At 69.9% G+C, this 19261-nt stretch carries 15 protein-coding genes and 2 pseudogenes; 9 read left to right on the top strand and 8 right to left on the bottom strand.

The features are described from left to right. Positions 1-19 precede the first annotated feature (19 nt). Positions 20-1533: pseudogene (locus tag ABEB13_RS27065) on the bottom strand (gamma-aminobutyraldehyde dehydrogenase). Positions 1534-1954: 421 nt separating this feature from the next. Here ABEB13_RS27065 and ABEB13_RS27060 point away from each other — a divergent pair. The 3 genes and pseudogenes from ABEB13_RS27060 to ABEB13_RS27050 all read left to right on the top strand — a co-directional run bounded on the left by ABEB13_RS27060 (position 1955) and on the right by ABEB13_RS27050 (position 5591). Beyond that, positions 1955-3610: a PucR family transcriptional regulator gene (locus tag ABEB13_RS27060; RefSeq protein WP_100888357.1), complete on the top strand. Its 1656-nt coding sequence runs from the start codon at positions 1955-1957 to the stop codon at positions 3608-3610. Positions 3611-3734: 124 nt separating this feature from the next. Continuing rightward, a complete protein-coding gene (locus ABEB13_RS27055; RefSeq protein WP_345707539.1) occupies positions 3735-5084 on the top strand; it encodes a transaminase in 1350 nt (449 codons plus the stop codon). A 67-nt stretch (positions 5085-5151) separates the two neighbouring features. Then, positions 5152-5591: pseudogene (locus ABEB13_RS27050) on the top strand (Lrp/AsnC family transcriptional regulator). 63 nt (positions 5592-5654) lie between these two features. Here the strand turns inward: ABEB13_RS27050 and ABEB13_RS27045 are convergent. Both ABEB13_RS27045 and ABEB13_RS27040 read right to left on the bottom strand, forming a co-directional pair. Next, positions 5655-7013 carry an aspartate aminotransferase family protein gene (locus tag ABEB13_RS27045; protein WP_345707538.1) on the bottom strand — a complete coding sequence of 453 codons (1359 nt, stop codon included), beginning with the start codon at positions 7011-7013 and terminating at the stop codon, positions 5655-5657. A gap of 199 nt (positions 7014-7212) precedes the next feature. Next, a complete protein-coding gene (locus ABEB13_RS27040; protein WP_100888361.1) occupies positions 7213-8658 on the bottom strand; it encodes a gamma-aminobutyraldehyde dehydrogenase in 1446 nt (481 codons plus the stop codon). A gap of 277 nt (positions 8659-8935) precedes the next feature. On the opposite strand from ABEB13_RS27040, the gene ABEB13_RS27035 reads away from it, so the two are divergent. From ABEB13_RS27035 to ABEB13_RS27020, 4 genes are all read left to right on the top strand, one after another. Beyond that, on the top strand, positions 8936-9409 hold the full coding sequence (locus ABEB13_RS27035) for an Lrp/AsnC family transcriptional regulator (protein WP_030458782.1): 474 nt from the start codon (positions 8936-8938) through the stop codon (positions 9407-9409). After that, the gene (locus ABEB13_RS27030) at positions 9406-10800 is read left to right on the top strand and encodes an aspartate aminotransferase family protein (RefSeq protein ID WP_345707537.1); all 1395 of its coding nucleotides are present in this window, start codon (positions 9406-9408) and stop codon (positions 10798-10800) included. The genes ABEB13_RS27035 and ABEB13_RS27030 overlap by 4 nt, the downstream gene beginning before the upstream one ends. 248 nt (positions 10801-11048) lie before the next feature. Continuing rightward, complete coding sequence (locus ABEB13_RS27025) at positions 11049-11780, top strand: ABC transporter ATP-binding protein (protein ID WP_345707536.1); 732 nt, start codon at positions 11049-11051, stop codon at positions 11778-11780. A 579-nt stretch (positions 11781-12359) separates the two neighbouring features. Next, complete coding sequence (locus tag ABEB13_RS27020) at positions 12360-12938, top strand: hypothetical protein (RefSeq protein ID WP_345707535.1); 579 nt, start codon at positions 12360-12362, stop codon at positions 12936-12938. 161 nt (positions 12939-13099) lie between these two features. On the opposite strand, the gene rlmN is transcribed toward ABEB13_RS27020, so the two are convergent. The 5 genes from rlmN to ABEB13_RS26995 all read right to left on the bottom strand — a co-directional run bounded on the left by rlmN (position 13100) and on the right by ABEB13_RS26995 (position 18328). After that, entirely contained in the window at positions 13100-14200 is a 1101-nt protein-coding gene (gene rlmN, locus ABEB13_RS27015) for a dual-specificity RNA methyltransferase RlmN (protein WP_345707534.1), read from the bottom strand. A gap of 176 nt (positions 14201-14376) precedes the next feature. Beyond that, positions 14377-14619 carry a hypothetical protein gene (locus ABEB13_RS27010; protein ID WP_345707533.1) on the bottom strand — a complete coding sequence of 81 codons (243 nt, stop codon included), beginning with the start codon at positions 14617-14619 and terminating at the stop codon, positions 14377-14379. 477 nt (positions 14620-15096) lie between these two features. Continuing rightward, positions 15097-16005, bottom strand: coding sequence for a hypothetical protein (locus tag ABEB13_RS27005; protein ID WP_345707532.1), 909 nt, complete (start codon positions 16003-16005; stop codon positions 15097-15099). A gap of 254 nt (positions 16006-16259) precedes the next feature. Next, positions 16260-17783, bottom strand: a complete 1524-nt coding sequence (locus ABEB13_RS27000) for a peptide deformylase (protein ID WP_345707531.1) — start codon at positions 17781-17783, stop codon at positions 16260-16262. A 173-nt stretch (positions 17784-17956) separates the two neighbouring features. Next, positions 17957-18328, bottom strand: a complete 372-nt coding sequence (locus ABEB13_RS26995; RefSeq protein WP_345707530.1) for a GntR family transcriptional regulator — start codon at positions 18326-18328, stop codon at positions 17957-17959. 168 nt (positions 18329-18496) lie between these two features. Here ABEB13_RS26995 and ABEB13_RS26990 point away from each other — a divergent pair, with 168 nt between their 5' ends. Together ABEB13_RS26990 and ABEB13_RS26985 are read left to right on the top strand one after the other, a co-directional pair. Then, on the top strand, positions 18497-18958 hold the full coding sequence (locus ABEB13_RS26990; RefSeq protein ID WP_345707529.1) for a hypothetical protein: 462 nt from the start codon (positions 18497-18499) through the stop codon (positions 18956-18958). After that, positions 18955-19215, top strand: coding sequence for a helix-turn-helix domain-containing protein (locus ABEB13_RS26985; RefSeq protein WP_345707528.1), 261 nt, complete (start codon positions 18955-18957; stop codon positions 19213-19215). The genes ABEB13_RS26990 and ABEB13_RS26985 overlap by 4 nt, the downstream gene beginning before the upstream one ends. Positions 19216-19261 lie beyond the last annotated feature (46 nt).

Below are 19261 nucleotides of genomic sequence, written 5' to 3'. Positions count from 1 at the left end.
GCTGGGGAGAGCGACGGGGTTATCGGTCTCCGAAGATGGTGCGGTGCCAGTCCTTGCGGGCGACCGCGGTGGTGTCGTACATGACGTGCTTGACCTGGGTGTACTCGTCGAGCGAGTACTGCGACATGTCCTTGCCGTAGCCGGAGGACTTGTAGCCGCCGTGGGGCATCTCGCTGATGATCGGGATGTGGTCGTTGACCCAGACGCAGCCGGCCGCGATCTCCCGGGTGGCGCGCAGCGAGCGGTGGACGTCGCGGGTCCAGGCGGAGGCGGCGAGGCCGTAGGGGGTGTCGTTGGCGAGCCGCAGGCCCTCCTCGTCGGTGTCGAACGGCAGGACGACGAGGACGGGGCCGAAGATCTCGCCCTGGACGACCTCGCTCTGCTGGGCGGCGCCGGTGATCAGGGTCGGCTGGTGGTAGGCGCCGAGGGTGAGGTCGGTGCCGTCGTGGCCGGTCTTGCCGGTGCCGCCGCCGGTGACGACGGTGGCGTAGGAGCGGGCGCGCTCGACGAAGCCGGCGACGCGGTCGCGGTGGGCGAAGGAGACCAGCGGGCCGAGGTCGGTCTGCGGGTTGCGGGGGTCGCCGAGCCGGACGGCCGCGAACAGGTCGGCGACGCCGGCGACGAAGGCGTCGTACAGCGGGCGCTGGACGTAGGCGCGGGTGGCCGCGGTGCAGTCCTGGCCGCTGTTGATGAGGGAGCCGGCGACCGCGCCGTGCACGGCGGCCTCCAGGTCGGCGTCGTCGAAGACCACGAAGGGGCCTTGCCGCCGAGCTCCAGGTGGGTGCGCTTGACGGTGGCGGTGGCGAGTTCGGCGACCCGCTTGCCGACGGCGGTGGAGCCGGTGAAGGAGACCATGGCGACGTCGGGGTGGGAGACCAGGTGCTCGCCGGCGGTGCGGCCGGCGCCGGTGATCACGTTGACGACCCCGTCGGGGATGCCGGCCTCGGTGCAGGCGGCGGCGAACATCAGCGAGGTGAGCGGGGTGAGTTCGGCGGGCTTGAGGACGACGGTGTTGCCGGCCGCGATCGCCGGGAGGATCTTCCAGGCGGCCATCTGCAGCGGGTAGTTCCACGGCGAGATCGAGCCGACCACGCCGATCGCCTCGCGGCGGACGTAGGAGGTGTGGTCGCCGGAGTACTCGCCGGCGGCCTTGCCCTCCAGGTTGCGGGCGGCGCCGGCGAAGAACGCGGTGTTGTCGATGGTGCCGGGGACGTCGAACTCGGTGGAGAGCTTGATCGGCTTGCCGGTCTGGGCGGTCTCGACGCGGGCGAACTCCTCGGCGCGGTCGGCGAGGATGCCGGCCAGCCGGTTGAGTGCCTCGGAGCGGGCGCCGGGGGTGGCGCCGGACCAGCCGGGCAGGGCGGCGCGGGCGGCCGCGACCGCGGCGTCGACGTCACCGGTGGAGGCCAGGACGACATCCTGGACGGTGCTGCCGTCGGCGGGGTTGACGACCTGGAAGGGCTCGTCCCCGGTGCCGGCGACCGCTCGGCCGTCGATGTACTGCGCGCCCGCGGTGAAGCTGGTCTGGTCCATCACGTTCCTCCATGTGCCCGGTGGTGCGGCGCCGCGGACTGCGCGGGCCCTTCGGCGTCATGCTGCCTCGGGGCGGCGGCGATTCCCGTGCGCGCGGACGGCCGACTGGTCGAGTCGCCGTATAGCAGACGGGGGATCCGAGACGGCGGATCACCGGGATTGCGCGATCCTGACAGGCCCAGTTTGCTTCCACAAGGGATTCCGCTGTTGCCTTCTGGTTACGCCACGGATTCCAACGGTGATGTCCGGATTTCGCTACTGCCGACCCGCTGACCATGCCGGTTGGGCAGCACGGGTGACAAGGCCCAGTCCGACAGGCCCCGCTGCAAGGGCCTTACAGGGTGGAAGGCCCGGCCGGACGCGACCGCACGCCGTGGCGGGGGAAGATCTCCCTGACACTCTGATCCGCTGGAGGCTCCCCGTGCTCCCCACCGTCGCCCGGGTACTCGATCTCGACGTGATGCGGCGCGGCCTGCCCCAGGTCCTGGCAGGCGCGGACCACCTGGAACGGCCCGTCCGCTGGGTCCACGTCAGCGAGCTGCCGGACGTCGCCGGCATGCTCCAGGGCGGCGAACTGGTGCTGACCACCGGCATCGCCCTGCCCGAGCAGCGGGAGGCGCTGACCCGCTACGTGCACGAGCTCTCCGAGGTCGGCGCGGCCGGCCTCGTCGTGGAGTACGGCCGGCGCTACTTCGACGCGCTGCCGCGCGCCCTGGTGAACGCCGCCGAGCAGCGCGGCCTGCCGCTCATCGCGCTCCGCCGCGAGCTGCGCTTCGTCGCCGTCACGGAGGCGGTGCACGCCCTAGTCGTCAACGCCCAGCTGGAGCAGCTGCGCACCTCCGAGGCGGTGCACCAGGTCTTCAACGAGCTCGCGGTGGAGGGCGCCGAGCCGGCCGAGGTCGTCCGGCAGGTGGCGCAGCTGGCCGGCGCACCGGTGGTGCTGGAGAACCTGTCGCACCAGGTGCTGGCGCACGAGACGGCCGGGCGGGCCGAGGCCGAGCTGCTGGAGGGCTGGGAGGCCCGCTCGCGCGGGGTCCGGCCGGCGGGCCGCACCGGGTACGAGCCGCGGACGGGCTGGCTGGTGACGGCGGTCGGCGCGCGCGGCCAGGACTGGGGACGGCTCGTCCTGGTGGGCGAGCCCGGTCCGCTGCCCGAGGGCGTGGCCCACCCGCACGCGATGATGATGGAGCGGGGTGCGGCCACGCTGGCGCTCAACCGGCTGGTCGTCCGGGACCGCGAGAGCCTGGAGCGGCAGACCCACCGCACGCTGCTGTCCGGGATCCTGACGCACGCGCTGACGGTCAGTGAGGTGGCGCTGCGGGCACAGGCGCTGGGCGTCCCGCTGGAGAGCCGCCGGCTGGTCGGGGTGGTGCTGCGCCAGCGCCGCGGGCCGCTGCCGGCGGCGCTGGAGGCGCAGGCGAGGCTGCGGGACTTCACCGAGCTGGCCGCGACCGCGGTGCGGACCTGCCGGCTGTCCGCGCTGGTCGGTGCGCTGGACGACGAGGGCGTCGGGGTGCTGATCGCGCTCGGCTCGCAGCAGGACGAGCACACCGCGCTGGACGCCTTCGCCGCGGCGCTGCGCCGGCTGGTCGCGGACGGCGCGCGGGACGCGGCGGCGCCCGCGCCGGAGCCGGTGATCGCGGTCGGCTCCTCGGTGGGTTCCGTCCGCGACGCCCGGCGGACGCTGCTGGAGGCGACGCAGGTCGCGGACGCCGCGCTGCACGACGCGCCGGGTGCGCGGGCCGCGGCGTACTACCGGCTGCCGGACGTGCGGCTGCGCGGTCTGCTGCACCTGCTCCGGGACGACGAGCGGCTGCAGACGTACGTGGAGCGGGAGCTCGGGCCGCTGCTGGCGTACGACGCGGAGCACGGCGGGCAGTTGGTGCAGATGCTGCGGATCTACCTGGAGCAGGGGCGGAACAAGTCGGCGGCGGCGGATGCGGCGCACCTGTCGCGGCCGTCGTTCTACGACCGGCTGCACAAGGTGGAGCGGGTGCTCGGGGTGGATCTGGACCAGGTGGAGTCCTGTCTCTCGCTGCACGTGGCGCTGCTGGCGCTGGACGCGGTTCGGCGGTGATCGCCCGGGCATGACGCTCGAATCGATTGCTTCAACAATTGAATCGAGCGTTCGGCCTTGTGAGCGTCGCGTCAGGGGACGTACCGTCGAGACATCCCCGCCCCCGCCGAAGTGAGGCACCCCCATGGACCGCGCCCGACTGCAGCACCTCCTGGCCCGTGAGAGCGCCGAGGCCGAGCGCCGCAACCCGCGCTCGAAGGCCGCCTACGAGCGGGCCGACCACCTCTTCGGCCGGGTCCCGATGACCTGGATGAACAAGACGGCCGGTGCCTTCCCCCGCTACCTCGGTTCCGCCCGGGGCGCCCGGATCACCGACGTCGACGGGCACGAGTACATCGACTTCTGCCTCGGTGACACCGGTGCGATGGCCGGCCACTCCCCCGACGTGGTGGCCCGGGCCGTCCAGCACCGCTTCGCCGAGCTGGGCGGCGCCACCGCGATGCTGCCCACCGAGGACGCCGAGTGGGTCGGCGCCGAGCTGACCCGGCGCTTCGGCCTGGCCCGCTGGAGCTTCTCGCTGACCGCCACCGACGCCAACCGCTGGGCGATCCGGCTCGCCCGGGCGATCACCGGCCGGCCGAAGATCCTGGTCAACAGCTACAGCTACCACGGCAGCGTCGACGAGTCGCTGATCGTGGTCGGCCCCGACGGCCGCGGCACCGCCCGGCCCGGCAACGTCGGCGCCCCCTGCGACGTCACCCTCACCAGCCGCGTCGCCGAGTTCAACGACCTGGCGCAGCTGGAGCGCGAACTGGCGCACGGCGACGTCGCCGCGGTGCTGATGGAGCCCGCGCTCACCAACATCGGGATCGTGCTGCCGGAGCCCGGCTACCTGGCGGGCGTGCGCGAACTCACCCGCCGCCACGGGGTGCTGCTGATCAACGACGAGACGCACACCTTCTCGGCCGGCCCCGGCGGCTGCACCGCCGCCTGGGACCTCCAGCCGGACATGCTGACCATCGGCAAGGCCATCGGCGGCGGCATCCCGGCCGGCGCCTACGGGCTCTCCGCCGAGCTCGCCGACCGGCTGCTGGGGCGCGACGACCTCGACCTGGTCGACATGGGCGGCGTCGGCGGCACCCTGGCGGGCAACGCGCTGTCGGTCGCGGCGATGCGCGCCACCCTGGAGCACGTCCTCACCGACGGGGCGTTCGCGCACATGGACAAGCTCTCCGAGCGGTTCGAGGCCGGCGTGCGGTCGGGCATCGAGGCACACGCGCTGCCGTGGTCGGTGAGCCGGCTGGGTGCGCGCACCGAGTACCGGTTCGCCGACCCGGCGCCGCGCACCGGTTCGGAGTCCGCCGAGGCGGCCGACCCGGAGCTGGAGGACTACCTGCACCTCTACCTGGCCAACCGCGGCATCCTGCTGACGCCGTTCCACAACATGGCGCTGATGTGCCCGGCCACCACCGTCGAGGACGTGGACGCGCACACCGACGTGTTCGCCGCCGCCCTCGCCCACCTGGCGGGCTGAGGCCCGGCCGGCCTACGGGGCCGGCCCGGTAGTCTTCGGGCGACCGGGCCGAGGGAGGAGCAGGCACGTGGACGACATCGACCGGGCGATCCTGCGGGAGCTGCAGACCGACGGCCGGATCGCGTACGCCGACCTCGGCCCGAAGGTGGGGCTGTCCGCCTCGGCCGCCCGCCAGCGCCTCCAGCGCCTGCTGGACTCCCGCGCCGTGCAGGTGGTCGGGGTGACCGACCCGATGGGCATGGGCGGTCAGGCGATGGCCCTGCTCGGCCTCGGGGTGGACGGCGACCCGCGCACGGTCGCCGACGAGCTGGCCCGGCACGGCGAGGTCGTGTACTCGGTGCTCACCTCGGGGGCTACGACCTGTTCGCCGAGGTGGTCTGCCCCGGGCCGCGCGAACTGCTGGACTTCGTCAACGACGTGGTGCGGCCCATCGAGGGCGTCCGGCAGGTTCAGTCCTTCCCGTACTTCGGGATCCACACCCACCGCTTCCTCTGGGACGTGGGCTGAACCGCACGCGCACCGAGGGCCCCGGACCACCGCGGTGGTCCGGGGCCCTCGTGCGACGGCCGGTCAGACGGTGTGCGCGTCCGCGACGGTGAGTGCCTCGTCCAGGACGGCGAGGCCGGCCTTCGCCTCCTCCTCCGTGACGGTGCACGGCGGGACGACATGGAAGCGGTTCATGTTGACGAACGGCCACAGACCGCGCTGCTTGCACGCCGCGGCCAGCTCGGCCATCGGCGCGTTGGCCGCACCGGCCGCGTTGTACGGCACCAGCGGCTCGCGGGTGGCGCGGTCCTTCACCAGGTCCAGCGCCCAGAACACGCCCATGCCGCGGACCTCGCCGATGGACGGGTGCCGCTCCGCCAGCTCGCGCAGGCCCGGGCCGAGCACCGTCTCGCCGATGTGCGCGGCGTTCTCGACGATGCCCTCCTCGGCCATGGTGGTGAGGGTGGCGACCGCGGAGGCGCAGGCCAGCGGGTGGCCGGAGTAGGTGAGGCCGCCGGGGAAGGGCCGCTCGGCGAAGGTCGCGGCGATCTCCGCGGAGATCGCCACACCGCCCAGCGGCACGTACCCGGAGTTGACACCCTTGGCGAAGGTCAGCAGGTCCGGGGTGATCCCCCAGTGGTCGGCGGCGAACCAGGCGCCGGTGCGGCCGAAGCCGGCCATGACCTCGTCCAGGATGAAGACGATGCCGTACCGGTCGCAGATCTCCCGGACGCCGGCCAGGTAGCCGGCCGGCGGGACGAGGATGCCGGCGGTGCCGACCACCGTCTCCAGGATGATCGCGGCGACCGTGCCCGGCCCCTCGAAGGCGAGGGTCTGCTCCAGGTGGGCGAGGGAGCGCTCGCACTCCTGCGCCTCGTTCTCGGCGTGGAAGTTCGAGCGGTAGGGGTACGGGCCCCAGAAGTGCACGATGCCGGAGACGCCGGTCTCGTTGGCCCAGCGCCGGGGGTCGCCGGTGAGCGCGATCGCGTTGGCGGTCGCACCGTGGTACGAGCGGTACGTGGAGAGCACCTTCTGCCGGCCGGTGTGCAGCCGGGCCAGCCGGATGGCGTTCTCGTTGGCCTCGGCGCCGCCGTTGGTGAAGAAGATCTTGTCGAGGTCGCCGGGGGTGCGCTCGGCGATCAGCCGGGCCGCCTCGCTGCGGGACTCGACGGCGAAGCCGGGGGCGATGGTGCAGAGCTTGCCGGCCTGCTCCTGGATCGCGGCGACCACCTTGGGGTGCTGGTGGCCGATGTTGGTGTTGACCAGCTGCGAGGAGAAGTCGAGGTAGCGGTTGCCGTCGTAGTCCCAGAAGTAGGAGCCCTCGGCACCGGCCACCGCGAGGGGGTCGATCAGTGCCTGGGCGGACCACGAGTGGAAGACGTGCGCGCGGTCGGCGGCCTTGACGGCCTGCCCGGCGGCTGAGTCAGCGGTGGGGATGCTCATGGAGAAAGCCTAGGGAGAACCCGCGCCCGGATGGAGTTGCATCCTGTCACGGGGGTCGCGCGTCGGCGTGACAGGGTGGAAAACACGAGGGGCGCGGGGCCTCGGCCCCGCGCCCCTCGGCGCGTCAGTCCTGCCGCTTCACGACCGGTGTGCAGCCGCGGTGCGGCCGGTCCCGGGTCGGATCAGGATCGATACAGGGTCAGATCGCGGTCATCACGTGCTTGACCCGGGTGTAGTCCTCGAAGCCGTACGAGGACAGGTCCTTGCCGTACCCGGACTTCTTGAAACCGCCGTGCGGCATCTCGGCGACCAGCGGGATGTGGGTGTTGATCCACACGCAGCCGAAGTCCAGCCGGCGGGACATCCGCATCGCCCGGGCGTGGTCCTTCGTCCAGACCGAGGACGCCAGCGCGTACTCCACCCCGTTGGCGTACGACACCGCCTGGTCCTCGTCGGTGAACCTCTGCACCGTGATCACCGGCCCGAAGACCTCGTTCTGGACGATCTCGTCGTCCTGGTTCAGCCCGGACACCACGGTCGGGGCGTAGAAGTAGCCCACCTCGCCGACCCGGTGGCCACCCGCCTCGACCTTGGCGTGCGCGGGCAGCCGCTCGATGAAACCGGCCACCTGCTTCAGCTGGTTCGCGTTGTTCAGCGGCCCGTACAGCACGTCCTCGTCGTCGACGCCACCCGTCCTGGTGTCCGCCGCCGCCTTGGCCAGCGCCGCCACGAACGCGTCGTGCACCGACTCGTGCACCAGCACCCGGGTCGCGGCCGTGCAGTCCTGACCCGCGTTGAAGAAACCGGCCACCGAGATCCCCTCGACCGCCTCGTCGATGTCGGCGTCCTCGAACACCACCACCGGCGCCTTGCCACCCAGCTCCAGGTGCACCCGCTTGACATCCTTCGCCGCCGACTCGGCGACCTGGATACCCGCCCGCACCGAACCGGTGATCGACGCCATCGCCGGCGTCCGGTGCTCGACCATCAGCCGACCCGTCTCCCGGTCACCGCAGATCACGTTGAAGACGCCGGCCGGCAGCTCCAGGTCCTTGAGGATGCCGCCGATGATCTCGGCGAGCAGCACGGTGGAGGCCGGGGTGGTGTCGGAGGGCTTGAGGACGACGGTGTTGCCCGCGGCGATCGCCGGGGCGAACTTCCAGACCGCCATCATCATCGGGTAGTTCCACGGCGCGACCTGGGCGCAGACGCCGACCGGCTCACGGCGGACGATCGAGGTCATGCCGTCCATGTACTCGCCCGCGGCCTTGCCCTCCAGCAGGCGGGCGGCACCGGCGAAGAACCGGATCTGGTCGACCATCGGGCCGATCTCCTCCGAGCGGGTGAGCCCGCGCGGCTTGCCGGTGTTGCGACACTCGGCGTCCACGATCTCGTCGGCACGGTCCTCGACCGCGTCGGCGATCTTCAGCAGCAGCTTCTGCCGGGTGGACGGGGTGGCGTCGCGCCAGACCGGGAAGGCCTCCGCGGCGGCGGCCATGGCGGCGTCGACGTCTGCGGCGCCCGACAGCGGGGACGTCGCGTAGACCTCGCCGGTGGTCGGGTCGATCACGTCCAGCGTGCGGCCGTCAGCCGCATCGACGAACTCGCCGTTGATGTAGTTGCGCAGCGTACGAAGCTCGCTCACGGTCTCTCCTACGGTCTGGGCCTGCGGCGTTGCAGAATCCGGCGCCAGGGTACCTCCGGCAGCCGATTGGCCGGGGCGTCCTGGCCGCGGTCAACTGGTGGGAGGGCCGGGGTCTGGCACCCCTGCGCGTGTACCTCACCAGGCTACCGCGACGACTGGCGTTATCGACAGGCGTTCGCTCACAACACGACGCAATCCGCATGCAAATTTGGAAACTACGACGAAATCAGAAGGCTTGCAGCTTGCGTACCGGGTGCCGATCGGGCACAGTGGCGGCGTGGCCAACCGCGACCGGAACGCCAGCGTTCCCCTCGACGCCGCCTCCAAGGCGATCATCGAGCAGCTCCAGGAGGACGGACGGCGTCCGTACGCCGCCATCGGCAAGGCCGTGGGCCTGTCGGAGGCAGCCGTGCGGCAACGCGTCCAGAAGCTGCTCGACCAAGGCGTGATGCAGATCGTCGCCGTCACCGATCCCCTCACCGTCGGGTTCACCCGCCAGGCGATGGTGGGGATCCGGGTCGAGGGCGACATCGAGCCCGTGGCGGACGCACTGGCCGCCTTCGACGAGGTCGACTACGTCGTCTGCACCGCAGGCTCGTTCGACCTCCTCGCCGAGCTGGTGTGCGAGGACGACGAGCACCTGCTCGAACTGATCAACAAGCGCATCCGCGCGCTTCCCGGCGTGCGGAGCACCGAGAGCTTCGTTTATCTGAAGCTCCGGAAACAGACCTACACCTGGGGCACCCGATGACAGCCGAGCCGGCGCCGAAGGACCTTTCCAAGACCGCATACGACCACCTGTGGATGCACTTCACCCGCATGTCGTCGTACGAGCACTCCCCCGTCCCCACCATCGTGCGGGGCCAGGGCACCTACGTCTGGGACGACAAGGGCAGGAAGTACCTGGACGGCCTCGCCGGCCTGTTCGTGGTACAGGCCGGCCACGGCCGCGAGGAGCTGGCCGAGGCCGCCGCCAAGCAGGCCAAGGAGCTCGCCTTCTTCCCGGTGTGGAGCTACGCCCACCCGAAGGCCGTCGAGCTGGCCGAGCGCCTCGCCAACTACGCCCCGGGCGACCTCAACAAGGTCTTCTTCTCCACCGGTGGCGGCGAGGCCGTCGAGACCGCCTGGAAGCTCGCCAAGCAGTACTTCAAGCTGACCGGCAAGCCGACCAAGTACAAGGTCATCTCGCGTGCCGTCGCCTACCACGGCACCCCGCAGGGCGCGCTGTCCATCACCGGCCTGCCGGGCCTGAAGGCCCCGTTCGAGCCGCTGGTGCCGGGCACCCACAAGGCGCCGAACACCAACATCTACCGCGCCCCGGCGTACCTGGCGGGCCCGGACGGCACCGTCGACCCCGAGGCCTACGGCCGCTGGTGCGCCGACGAGATCGAGCAGGCCATCCTCTTCGAGGGCCCCGAGACCGTCGCCGCCGTCTTCGTCGAGCCGGTGCAGAACGCCGGTGGCTGCTTCCCGCCGCCGCCCGGGTACTTCCAGCGCCTGCGCGAGATCTGCGACCGCCACGACGTGCTGCTCGTGTCGGACGAGGTCATCTGCGCCTTCGGCCGCCTGGGCACCATGTTCGGCGCCGACAAGTTCGGCTACGTGCCGGACATGATCACCTGCGCCAAGGGCATGACCTCCGGCTACTCGCCGATCGGCGCGACGATCATCTCGGACCGCATCGCCGAGCCGTTCTACAAGGGCGACAACACCTTCCTGCACGGCTACACCTTCGGCGGCCACCCGGTGTCCTCCGCGGTCGCGCTGGCCAACCTCGACATCTTCGAGCGCGAGGGCCTCAACCAGCACGTGCTGGACAACGAGGCGAACTTCCTCGGCACCCTGAACAAGCTGCGCGACCTGCCGATCGTCGGCGACGTCCGCGGCAACGGGTTCTTCTACGGCATCGAGCTCGTGAAGGACAAGGCCACCAAGGAGTCGTTCAACGACGACGAGGTGGAGCGCGTCCTCTACGGCTTCCTGTCGAAGGCCCTGTTCGACAACGGCCTGTACTGCCGCGCCGACGACCGTGGCGACCCGGTCGTGCAGCTGGCTCCGCCGCTGATCTCCGACCAGTCGACCTTCGACGAGATCGAGCAGATCCTGCGGACCAGCCTCACCGACGCGTGGGCCAAGATCTGACCTCCTGCCCCACCCTCCGCCGAAGGGCGGTCCCGAACCTCACCCGGGACCGCCCTTCGGCGCATCCAGGGACGGGACGAAGCCGGTCCGGCGACGGGACGAGGCCGGTCCTGGGCGATTCCTTGCGATCAACACGCCTGAATCGCGGGTGTTTGCCCTGGATGGTGCAGTGCGCCGCACCCGCGCCGCGCCCGGTTCGTTCTAATCTGACGACTGTCATATCCCCGTCGGCACCAGGATGGATCTCCATGTCAGCGGCCCCGCCCGACAACGACGTGCTCCGGGCCCGAGGGATCGTCAAGTCCCACCACGGCACACCCGCCCTGCGCGGAGTCACGCTCGCCGTGCAGGAGGGCGAGATCCTCGCGGTCACCGGAGCCCGCGGCTGCGGCAAGAGCACCCTGCTCGGCTGCCTGTCCGCCCAGCTCCCGGTCGACGACGGCGAGATCTGGTTCAACAGCGCGCCCGTGCACACCCTCAGCCGCGCCCGGCGCGAGAAGCTCCGCCGCGAGCGCTTCGGCTACGTCGGCCCCGAACCCCACCTCGTCCCGGAGCTGACGGCCCGCGAGAACGTCGCGCTGCCGCTGCTGTTCGCCGGTGCCGGCCACCGGGCCGCCCACGCCGCCGCCACCGAGTGGCTGGAGCGGCTCGACATCGCCGACTACGCGGGCCACCGGCCCGCCGCCCTGGTCCAGAGCCTGCGCCAGCGGGTCGCCGTCGCCCGGGCGCTCGCCCCGATGCCGACCGTGCTGTTCGCCGACGACCCCACCGCCGCGCTGCACAGCGACGAACGGGAGCAGGTGCTGCGGATACTCGCCAGCGCCGCCCGCTCGCACCGGATCACCCTGGTGCTCGCCACCCACGACCCCGAGCAGGCCCGCCACGCGGACCGCACCGTCGTCCTGGTCGACGGCCGCCTCGACCCGACCGCCGCCGCCCCGGCCGCAGCAGCCTCCCCGGCCGTCGCGGCCGGACGCTGAAAGGACGTCGGTGTACTCGGTGTTCCCCTCGGACTCGCCCGCACCACCCGGGCCGCCGACCTCGGCCGGCGCCTGCTCACCGTCCTGACCGGCGCCACCGCAGCCGCCTTCCTGCTCCGCGCGCTCGGCCACGCCCTCGGTGAGCCAGCCGCGGCGTCGCTGCCCCGACTGCTCTGGTGCCTGCCCGTCCTCGCCGCCGTCGCCTGGTTCGCCGCCGCGGCCGCCCGCGCGGTCCCCGCAGAGCAGCCCGAACGGATCGCCGGCCTCACCGCGGCCGGCGCCGGCCCCGGACGGATCCGGGCCCTGATCGCGGGCGAGGCCGCGCTGTCCGCGGCCCTCGGCAGCGGACTCACCCTGCTGGTCTTCCTGATCCTGCGCAACGACGTCGCCGGACCAGGTCTGGCCGCCGACCTCGGCACCGGGATCGCGCTGCCCGCCGCGGCCCCGGTCGTCCTGCTCGCCCTCGTCCCGCTGACCGCCGGGTGCGCGGCCGCCGCAGCCGTCCCCACGGTCGAGTCGCTGCCCGGCAGCACCGTCCCGGCGCCCGCCCCCGCCGCCTTCCACCCCGTCCGGATCGCCGTGCCCACCGGCCTCGCCCTGGTCGGTTTCGCCCTTGAGCTGTACGGGCTGCGCCCCGGAGCCGAACAGGACGGCCGACCCGTGGTGCTGCCCGCCCACGCGGGCACCGTCGGCGTCGCCGCCCTGGCCGGCTGGGCCCTCACCGCCCTCGGGCTGGCCCTGCTCACCGCACCGCTGCTCGCCCTGGCCGGACGGCTGCTCGCCGCCCGCCGCCCCGAACCGCTGCGGCTGCTCGCCGGGCGGGCGCTGACAGCCCAGGCCCGCCGGCTCGGCGGCCCGCTCGCCGTCCTCGCCCTCGTCCTCGCCGTGCCGGCGGTCGCCCTCGGCAGTGGGGAGCGCAGCTCGACGCCCGTGCGGGTCGCGGCCCTCCTGGTGGTGGGCTGCGCGATCGGAGCGGTCGTGGCTCGGGTGCTGGAGATCAGGGCCACCCGGGGCGAGGTGACCGACACCCTCGTCCGGCTGGGCGCACCGCAGGGGCTGCTCACCTCGGCCGTGGCGGTGCAGGCCGTCACCGCGGCCGGTGTCCTGCTGCTCACCGGTGGCCTGACGGCCCTGCTCGCCGCCGCCGCGCTGGTCTGACGACCGAGCTGCCACCGCACGACCTACCGCAAGGCCCACCGCGGGCCCTGCAGACGACGAGGCGCGGGGCGCCGGCGGACGACAGGCGTGTCCTGTCCGTCCGTCGGCGCCCCGCGCGCCTCGTCCGTTCCGGTGCCGGTCCCGGTTCGTTCCGGGCCCGGTCAGCCGGCGGCGGCGAGCTGGCCGCAGGCGCCGTCGATCTCCTGGCCGCGGGTGTCGCGCACCGTGGTCGGCACACCGTGCGCCTGCAGCCGGCGGACGAACTCTCGCTCGTCCTCCGGACGGGAGGCCGTCCACTTGGAACCCGGCGTCGGGTTGAGCGGGATCAGGTTGACGTGCACCCGGTGGTTCTTGATCAGCCGGCCGAGCAGGTCCGCCCGCCACGCCTGGTCGTTGATGTCCTTGATCAGCGCGTACTCGATGGAGATCCGGCGGCCGGACTTTTCCGCGTAGTTCCACGCGGCGTCCAGCACCTCGTCGACCTTCCAGCGGGTGTTCACCGGGACGAGCTCGTCGCGCAGCTCGTCGTCCGGGGCGTGCAGCGAGAGGGCGAGGCGGCAGCTGAGGCCCTCGTCGGCGAACCGGTGCATCGCCGGGACGAGGCCCACCGTGGAGACCGTGATGCCGCGCTGGGAGAGCCCGAAGCCGTCCGGCGCCGGGTCGGTGAGGCGACGGATCGACGCCAGCACCCGGTTGTAGTTGGCGAGCGGCTCGCCCATGCCCATGAAGACGACGTTGGACAGCCGGGCCTCGCCGCCGGCGACCGCGCCGGTCTTCAGGTCGCGCATGCCGGCCGCGATCTGCTCGACGATCTCGGCCGTCGAGAGGTTGCGGGTCAGACCCGCCTGGCCGGTCGCGCAGAACGGGCAGTTCATGCCGCAGCCGGCCTGCGAGCTGATGCACATGGTGACCCGGTCCGGGTAGCGCATCAGCACCGACTCCACGAGGGTGCCGTCGAAGAGCTTCCAGAGCGTCTTGCGGGTGGCGTCGTCGTCGCAGGACACGTGCCGGACGACGGACATCAGGTCGGGCAGGAGGCTCTCGGTCAGCTTGCCGCGGCTGGCTGCGGGAATGTCCGTCCAGGTCTCCGGGTCGTTCGACATCCGACCGAAGTAGTGGTTGGACAGCTGCTTGGCGCGGAACGGCTGCTCGCCCAGCTCGGCGACGGCCTCCTTGCGCTCGGCGGGGCTGAGGTCGGCAAGGTGTCGCGGGGGCTTGGCGCCGCGCGGCGCGACGAAGGTCAGTTCTCCGGGCTTAGGCATGGTCCGTCCAGTGTCGCAGATCCACATAGCCGACCCCCGCCCCACAAGGGGCGGAGGGTTCAGCACCGGCCGTTGCCTGTCATCGTTGGCCGCCCTCGCACGGCCCACGGACGGCCCGAGCCAAGGTCCAGTCAGCCTGGCCCGGACCCCATCGACTGCTGCAGGGCCGCGGCTCGTCAGGCCTGCAAGTGGCTGGCCCACGCAGCCTTAATCTGTTCCCCTTGCTCGGCAGTGATAAGGCCAGCTTCCAGTGCCACAGCCACGAGATCTGTACCAGCCGCCAGCTTTAGGGCGGTGAAGGCGTCGTTCATACGATCGAAACTGCGCGGCGTTCCAGCATGCCCAGGTTCCAGGTCACCGGGGAGGAAGTTTGCAACCTCTCCGTCGTGGCCCTCGAAGGCAGCCTTGTCCATTCTCACGTGAACGCGCTTAGTGCCTACGGAAACGACAGTCCCGTGCGACCCATCATGGTAATAGGGCCGGTCGCTTGGACCTCTGACCGTGACTTTGTCTCCGACCTTGAAACTGCTCAGGGTCCTTCCACTGCCGAGCACGTACGCCCCCTCTTAGATATGCGAAGATCCACTTTGTACCGCCCTCTACCCTACGTGTCCATCGCGCTCCGACATTGCGTGGGAATTTTCGGGATCCGACTTGCCAGCCGACCTCATCGTCCTAGATCAAGTCTGGTCAGACCTCGTCGGCCTGGCGGGCCCCACAGCACCGGCCGGCAGGCGGGGATACTCACTTCCTCCACGTCATAGATCTTGTCACTGAATCCATGATCCTGGCCCCCGCCGGAGAATCAAGAGGGAGGATCAAGGCCAATACGCCAGCCATTATGAGCGTCAGCCTAACACTACCAACCAATTCAGCAGATGTCGAAATCTGCGGAATCAGGGGATAGCGAACGCCGCCACAAACAATGCAGCGGACGGGCCGACTCGACGCACGGCCGCACGCAGGCGCGAGACACCTGAAACTTCGCCAGCATTCACACAAAGCTGCCTTACGTCGCCTCGACTCAAGTCGACCAGCGCACGACAAAACGAAGAAGAGGCCGCGGAGAAGTCGCCCTCACCGCCCGCTTGAGCGATTGCAATCTTGTGCGAGCGAACAACCGCAGATATTTGATACCCGATATCCGTAAATGCACGCCGCGCAGAACGGTCAATAAGTGCTACCCGGCGACTCACCGACGGAAACCTCTCACACTCCCTAGCAGCGACTTCAATCCAGGAAATTATGTATCTCGACCGAGATCCGACGTGCCACTCCTGCTTTGATGCTTCTATGCTGTAAGCGCACTGGAGGAACGACAACACCATCCCATCAAACGGGCGCGGGAACATCTCGCCCCTTACGATCCACCTTCCAATCAGGGTCCGCACCACTGGCCTGGCAAACATTGTCAAGCCTAGCAAGAATACCGATGCCCTGAAGTCCACGGCAAGAAGGGACGGGAGTCGACCACCAGACCACTGGATTGCGAAGGATATGAATCCCCATATTGCAATAGGAACAGCCAGGATCCAGGCGAGGGTAAACAGGAGCTGATACCGCACCGACCGGTCAGCGACGCCTAGCCCGTCCCTCGAAGCGATCGGATGAAAGCTAAGCCTGAAAACAATTATGGCGCCATAGACTCCGAGAGCCCATATGGCTGTCACCAAAACATCGAGACCCGGCATGGTGGAGTCATTAGGGACGGCGTGACCGTAGGCCCAAAAGGAGGTCATAATCAGGGCAACAAACACGGCAATTTCCGCAACCATTCCAGGAATGCTTTCGCTTGTCCGGCGCACCCATACACGATGGCGAAACCGTCGAGACGCGGCAGCCCGAACAGCAGATCTGACCTCTCGAAATTCCCCAGGGGAAAACTTACTCTCAATATCTTTGAGCATTTTTGAGTAAGTCCGGCACACCTCTTCGCAGTCGCGTCGCGCATCACGGCGAAGCCTCCCGGGAGATCCACCGCGCCTCAACCCAGAAATGATCGACATCTGCCACCCAAATTCGACACGCCATCCGACATCAGTTCTTCAGCCGCAGCACATCACTGCCTGATGGAATCCTCAGACCCATAAGTCCAGGATTTTCCGGTCCCACGATATTCAGACACGGGGATCGGGTTCAGTCCTTTACGCATCCGGGCCGTGTAGAGGATGCCTTCCAAGTGATCAATCTCGTGGGCTACTAGGCGGGCCACCGCGTCCTCAAAAATCGTGATCCGCCGCTCACCGCTAATGGTCTGGTGCTCCACGGTGATGCTGCGCGGCCTGGGCACCATGCCACGCACATCGAAGAAGCTCCAGCAGCCCTCGTACTGCTCGTCACTCTCGGCGGACTCCTCGATCACGTGGGGGTTCAGCAGCGTGATGGTCTCCGCGTCGGCGGTCCGAACGATGGCCGCCGCCCGGTCGATCCCAAGCTGTGGGGCGGCAACCCCCATGCCCTTGCTAAAGACGTGGATGCCCGCGGCTCGCTCGGCACCGGAGTTGAGCTCTGCCACCACGCGCCGGGCGTCCTCCGCCTCTGCTGGCAACTCGAAGGGGCGGGCCCGGTTGGTCAGGATCGGATCCCCGGCCTGGACAACACCGATTGATCGCATCTTCTCGCTGGCGCTAGTCGCGGGCATGGGCGGCCTGGTCTCCTCAAGGTCAGGGCTTGCGCGGAACTTCCACTCCAGCCGGTACCGGGCGTGAAGCGGCGGGTCGTCGGTGGTCCACGAGTAGATCCGCCGGCCGCCCGTCGCATCCTGGTGGATCGCGGTGCGGAACGGGAAGGCTGCGGCGGTCATCGTGGTCTCGGTGCCCCAGACTGCGGGGTCCAGGTCGGAGGGGAAGTTGAGCCGGACACTCAGGCGCTCCGTGGGTAGCCGCACGGCGCGCTGAAACCAAGTCCCCCACTTGTCGTCGCTGACCGTGTACGAGTACTCAATCCAGGTCGTCTCGCCCGGGTAGAGCGGGTACCGCCCGTCCTCGTTCTCGAAGAGCAGCCACAGCTCCTTGAAGGCGTCGCGGTCATGTTGCACGCGCCAGCCGACGGGTTCACTGCCGACCTTGGCGCTCAGGCTGATCTCTTCCCACGTCAGCGGGTTCTCCCGGTACAAGCGGTTGGAGCGCTCGGGGTTACCGGGGTAGCGATCCACCGAGATGCGGATCAGGTACCGGGTGATCGGGTCCGGACTGGCGTTGTACAGCTGTCGGCGCTGTGTCGCCCGGTAAAACCGTCCGTCGTAGACCAGCTCAGCATCATCGTGCTGAACGATCACGCTGGCCCCCTGCGCCTCTCCGGCGATGTGGTCCGTTGCCGCCTGGGGAGGGACGGCAGCTTCCGCCCGCACCTGGGCCCCAAGCTCGACGAACACCCGCCGGAGCGCCCCGCCGGCATGCAGCAGCCGGTCGGCCTGCTCAGCGAACGGCCTCGACGGGCGCTGCTGGCCACTCTCGACCTTCGAGACATATGAGGGCGTGTAACCCACTCCCTTGGCCAGCGCGGACTGGGACAGGCCCCGCACGTCCCGCCAGCGCTTCAACTCAGCGATGAACGGCTCGGTTGGTTGTGAATCGGTCGGCATCTGGCGCCCCCTGGCTGTGCCTATGAGTGATCTGTGAGTGATCGGCTCTCAGCCTTCAATCACTCCCCCGAACTGCGATTTGCTGGTTGAGCCAGGGAGGAATCCACCGGTCTGAAAGGCGGTCGACGGCCGTGGACATCAAGCCACGCATGACACTACGTCAGCCACTCGAACTACGAGGGCCGATCTTCGAGCAGGGACTCGACAGCAGCAAGTCGCCCAGCCAGGTACTTGACCTGCGATTCGAGATCGCTAACGCGATCAACCAGGCTCACGGGTGCAGCACCGGGGACGGCTTCGTCGGAGTCATCGCCCGGCCGGCGAACGAAGGTCCCACGGCCCTGCGTGGAGGACACAAGCCCTTCCTCTCGAAGCAGCCGAACTCCATTGGACGCGGTCATCACCGCGACACCGAAGCGATCGGCCAACTGTCGCGCGGACGGGAGCTTCTGGCCGGGTTGCAGCGTCCCGGCGTGGATCTCTTCGCGAAGGGCGTCAGCCACTTGGACATACGGGGCGCGGTGGTCGTCGGCAGAGACAGTCATGAGGCCAGCGTATCCACTGACACGGGCTAGCACACCTAGCCCGATCTGCTTGACAGGTTGATACACCTAGGTCAGCATAGGTGTATCAGGAAGCCCCACTCAATTCGTGGAGCGGCGCCTTTCCGCCAAGTCAGCACGCCGCCCCACGCCCATGAAGGGAGTTCCATCATGCACGTCTCTGTTGCCGACCAGCCACTGTCCGTCGGTCCGATCCGTCCGCTGGTGACGGTGTTCGGGGAGGCCGACGACGCGGAGACCACCCCGCGCGTGGCGGTCCAGCTCACGATCCACCTGACGTTCGCGGAGATCCTGGGCCGGATGCTCTTCACGCCGAGCGCCGTGCTCATGCAGGACGACCTGGACACCCCGGACGAGGAGCAGCTCATGTGCTGCCTGTGGTTCGCCGTCTCGCAGACCGACCTCGGTGCGGCGGAGGACTTCGCCGTGATGGCGATGGACATCTACACCGGCCGCCGGTCGTCGCCGCTGCAGGACTTCGCGGTCCGTCTCGGGCAGGTCATCACGCAGCTGTTCGGCGTGACCGCACCGGAGGCCCCGGCGGTCGTCCCGGCACCGCGTGGCGTGGCCTGCTCGGAGGCGATGGTCGGGCAGGGAGGGATGCGCGCATGAGCACCGCACCTCTGTCACCTTCCCAGCTTCTGGCAGAGCTGGCCGGGTACGGCTCGGACGAACCGCTGAGGGTGAAGCAGGTCGCCGCCGCGCTCGGGATCTCTCCGGAGACGGCCTACCGCGTGGTGCGGGCCGGACGGATCCCGTCCTACCGGGTGGGTGTCGGGTCCGGCACGATCCGGATCCCCCGCGAGGGCTTCCGCGCCTACCTCCGCGAGCACGGCATCCCGATCGGCCTGATCTCCCAGGCCCGCTGAACTCCCAGGCACCCCGGTCGGGTGCCCGCCGCCGACCCGATCGGCG

Source organism: Kitasatospora paranensis (genome assembly GCF_039544005.1).
GTDB classification, from domain to species: Bacteria; Actinomycetota; Actinomycetes; order Streptomycetales; family Streptomycetaceae; genus Kitasatospora; species Kitasatospora paranensis.
Note: the sequence above shows the minus strand (reverse complement) of the source record. Positions and strands in the feature narration are given on the sequence as shown.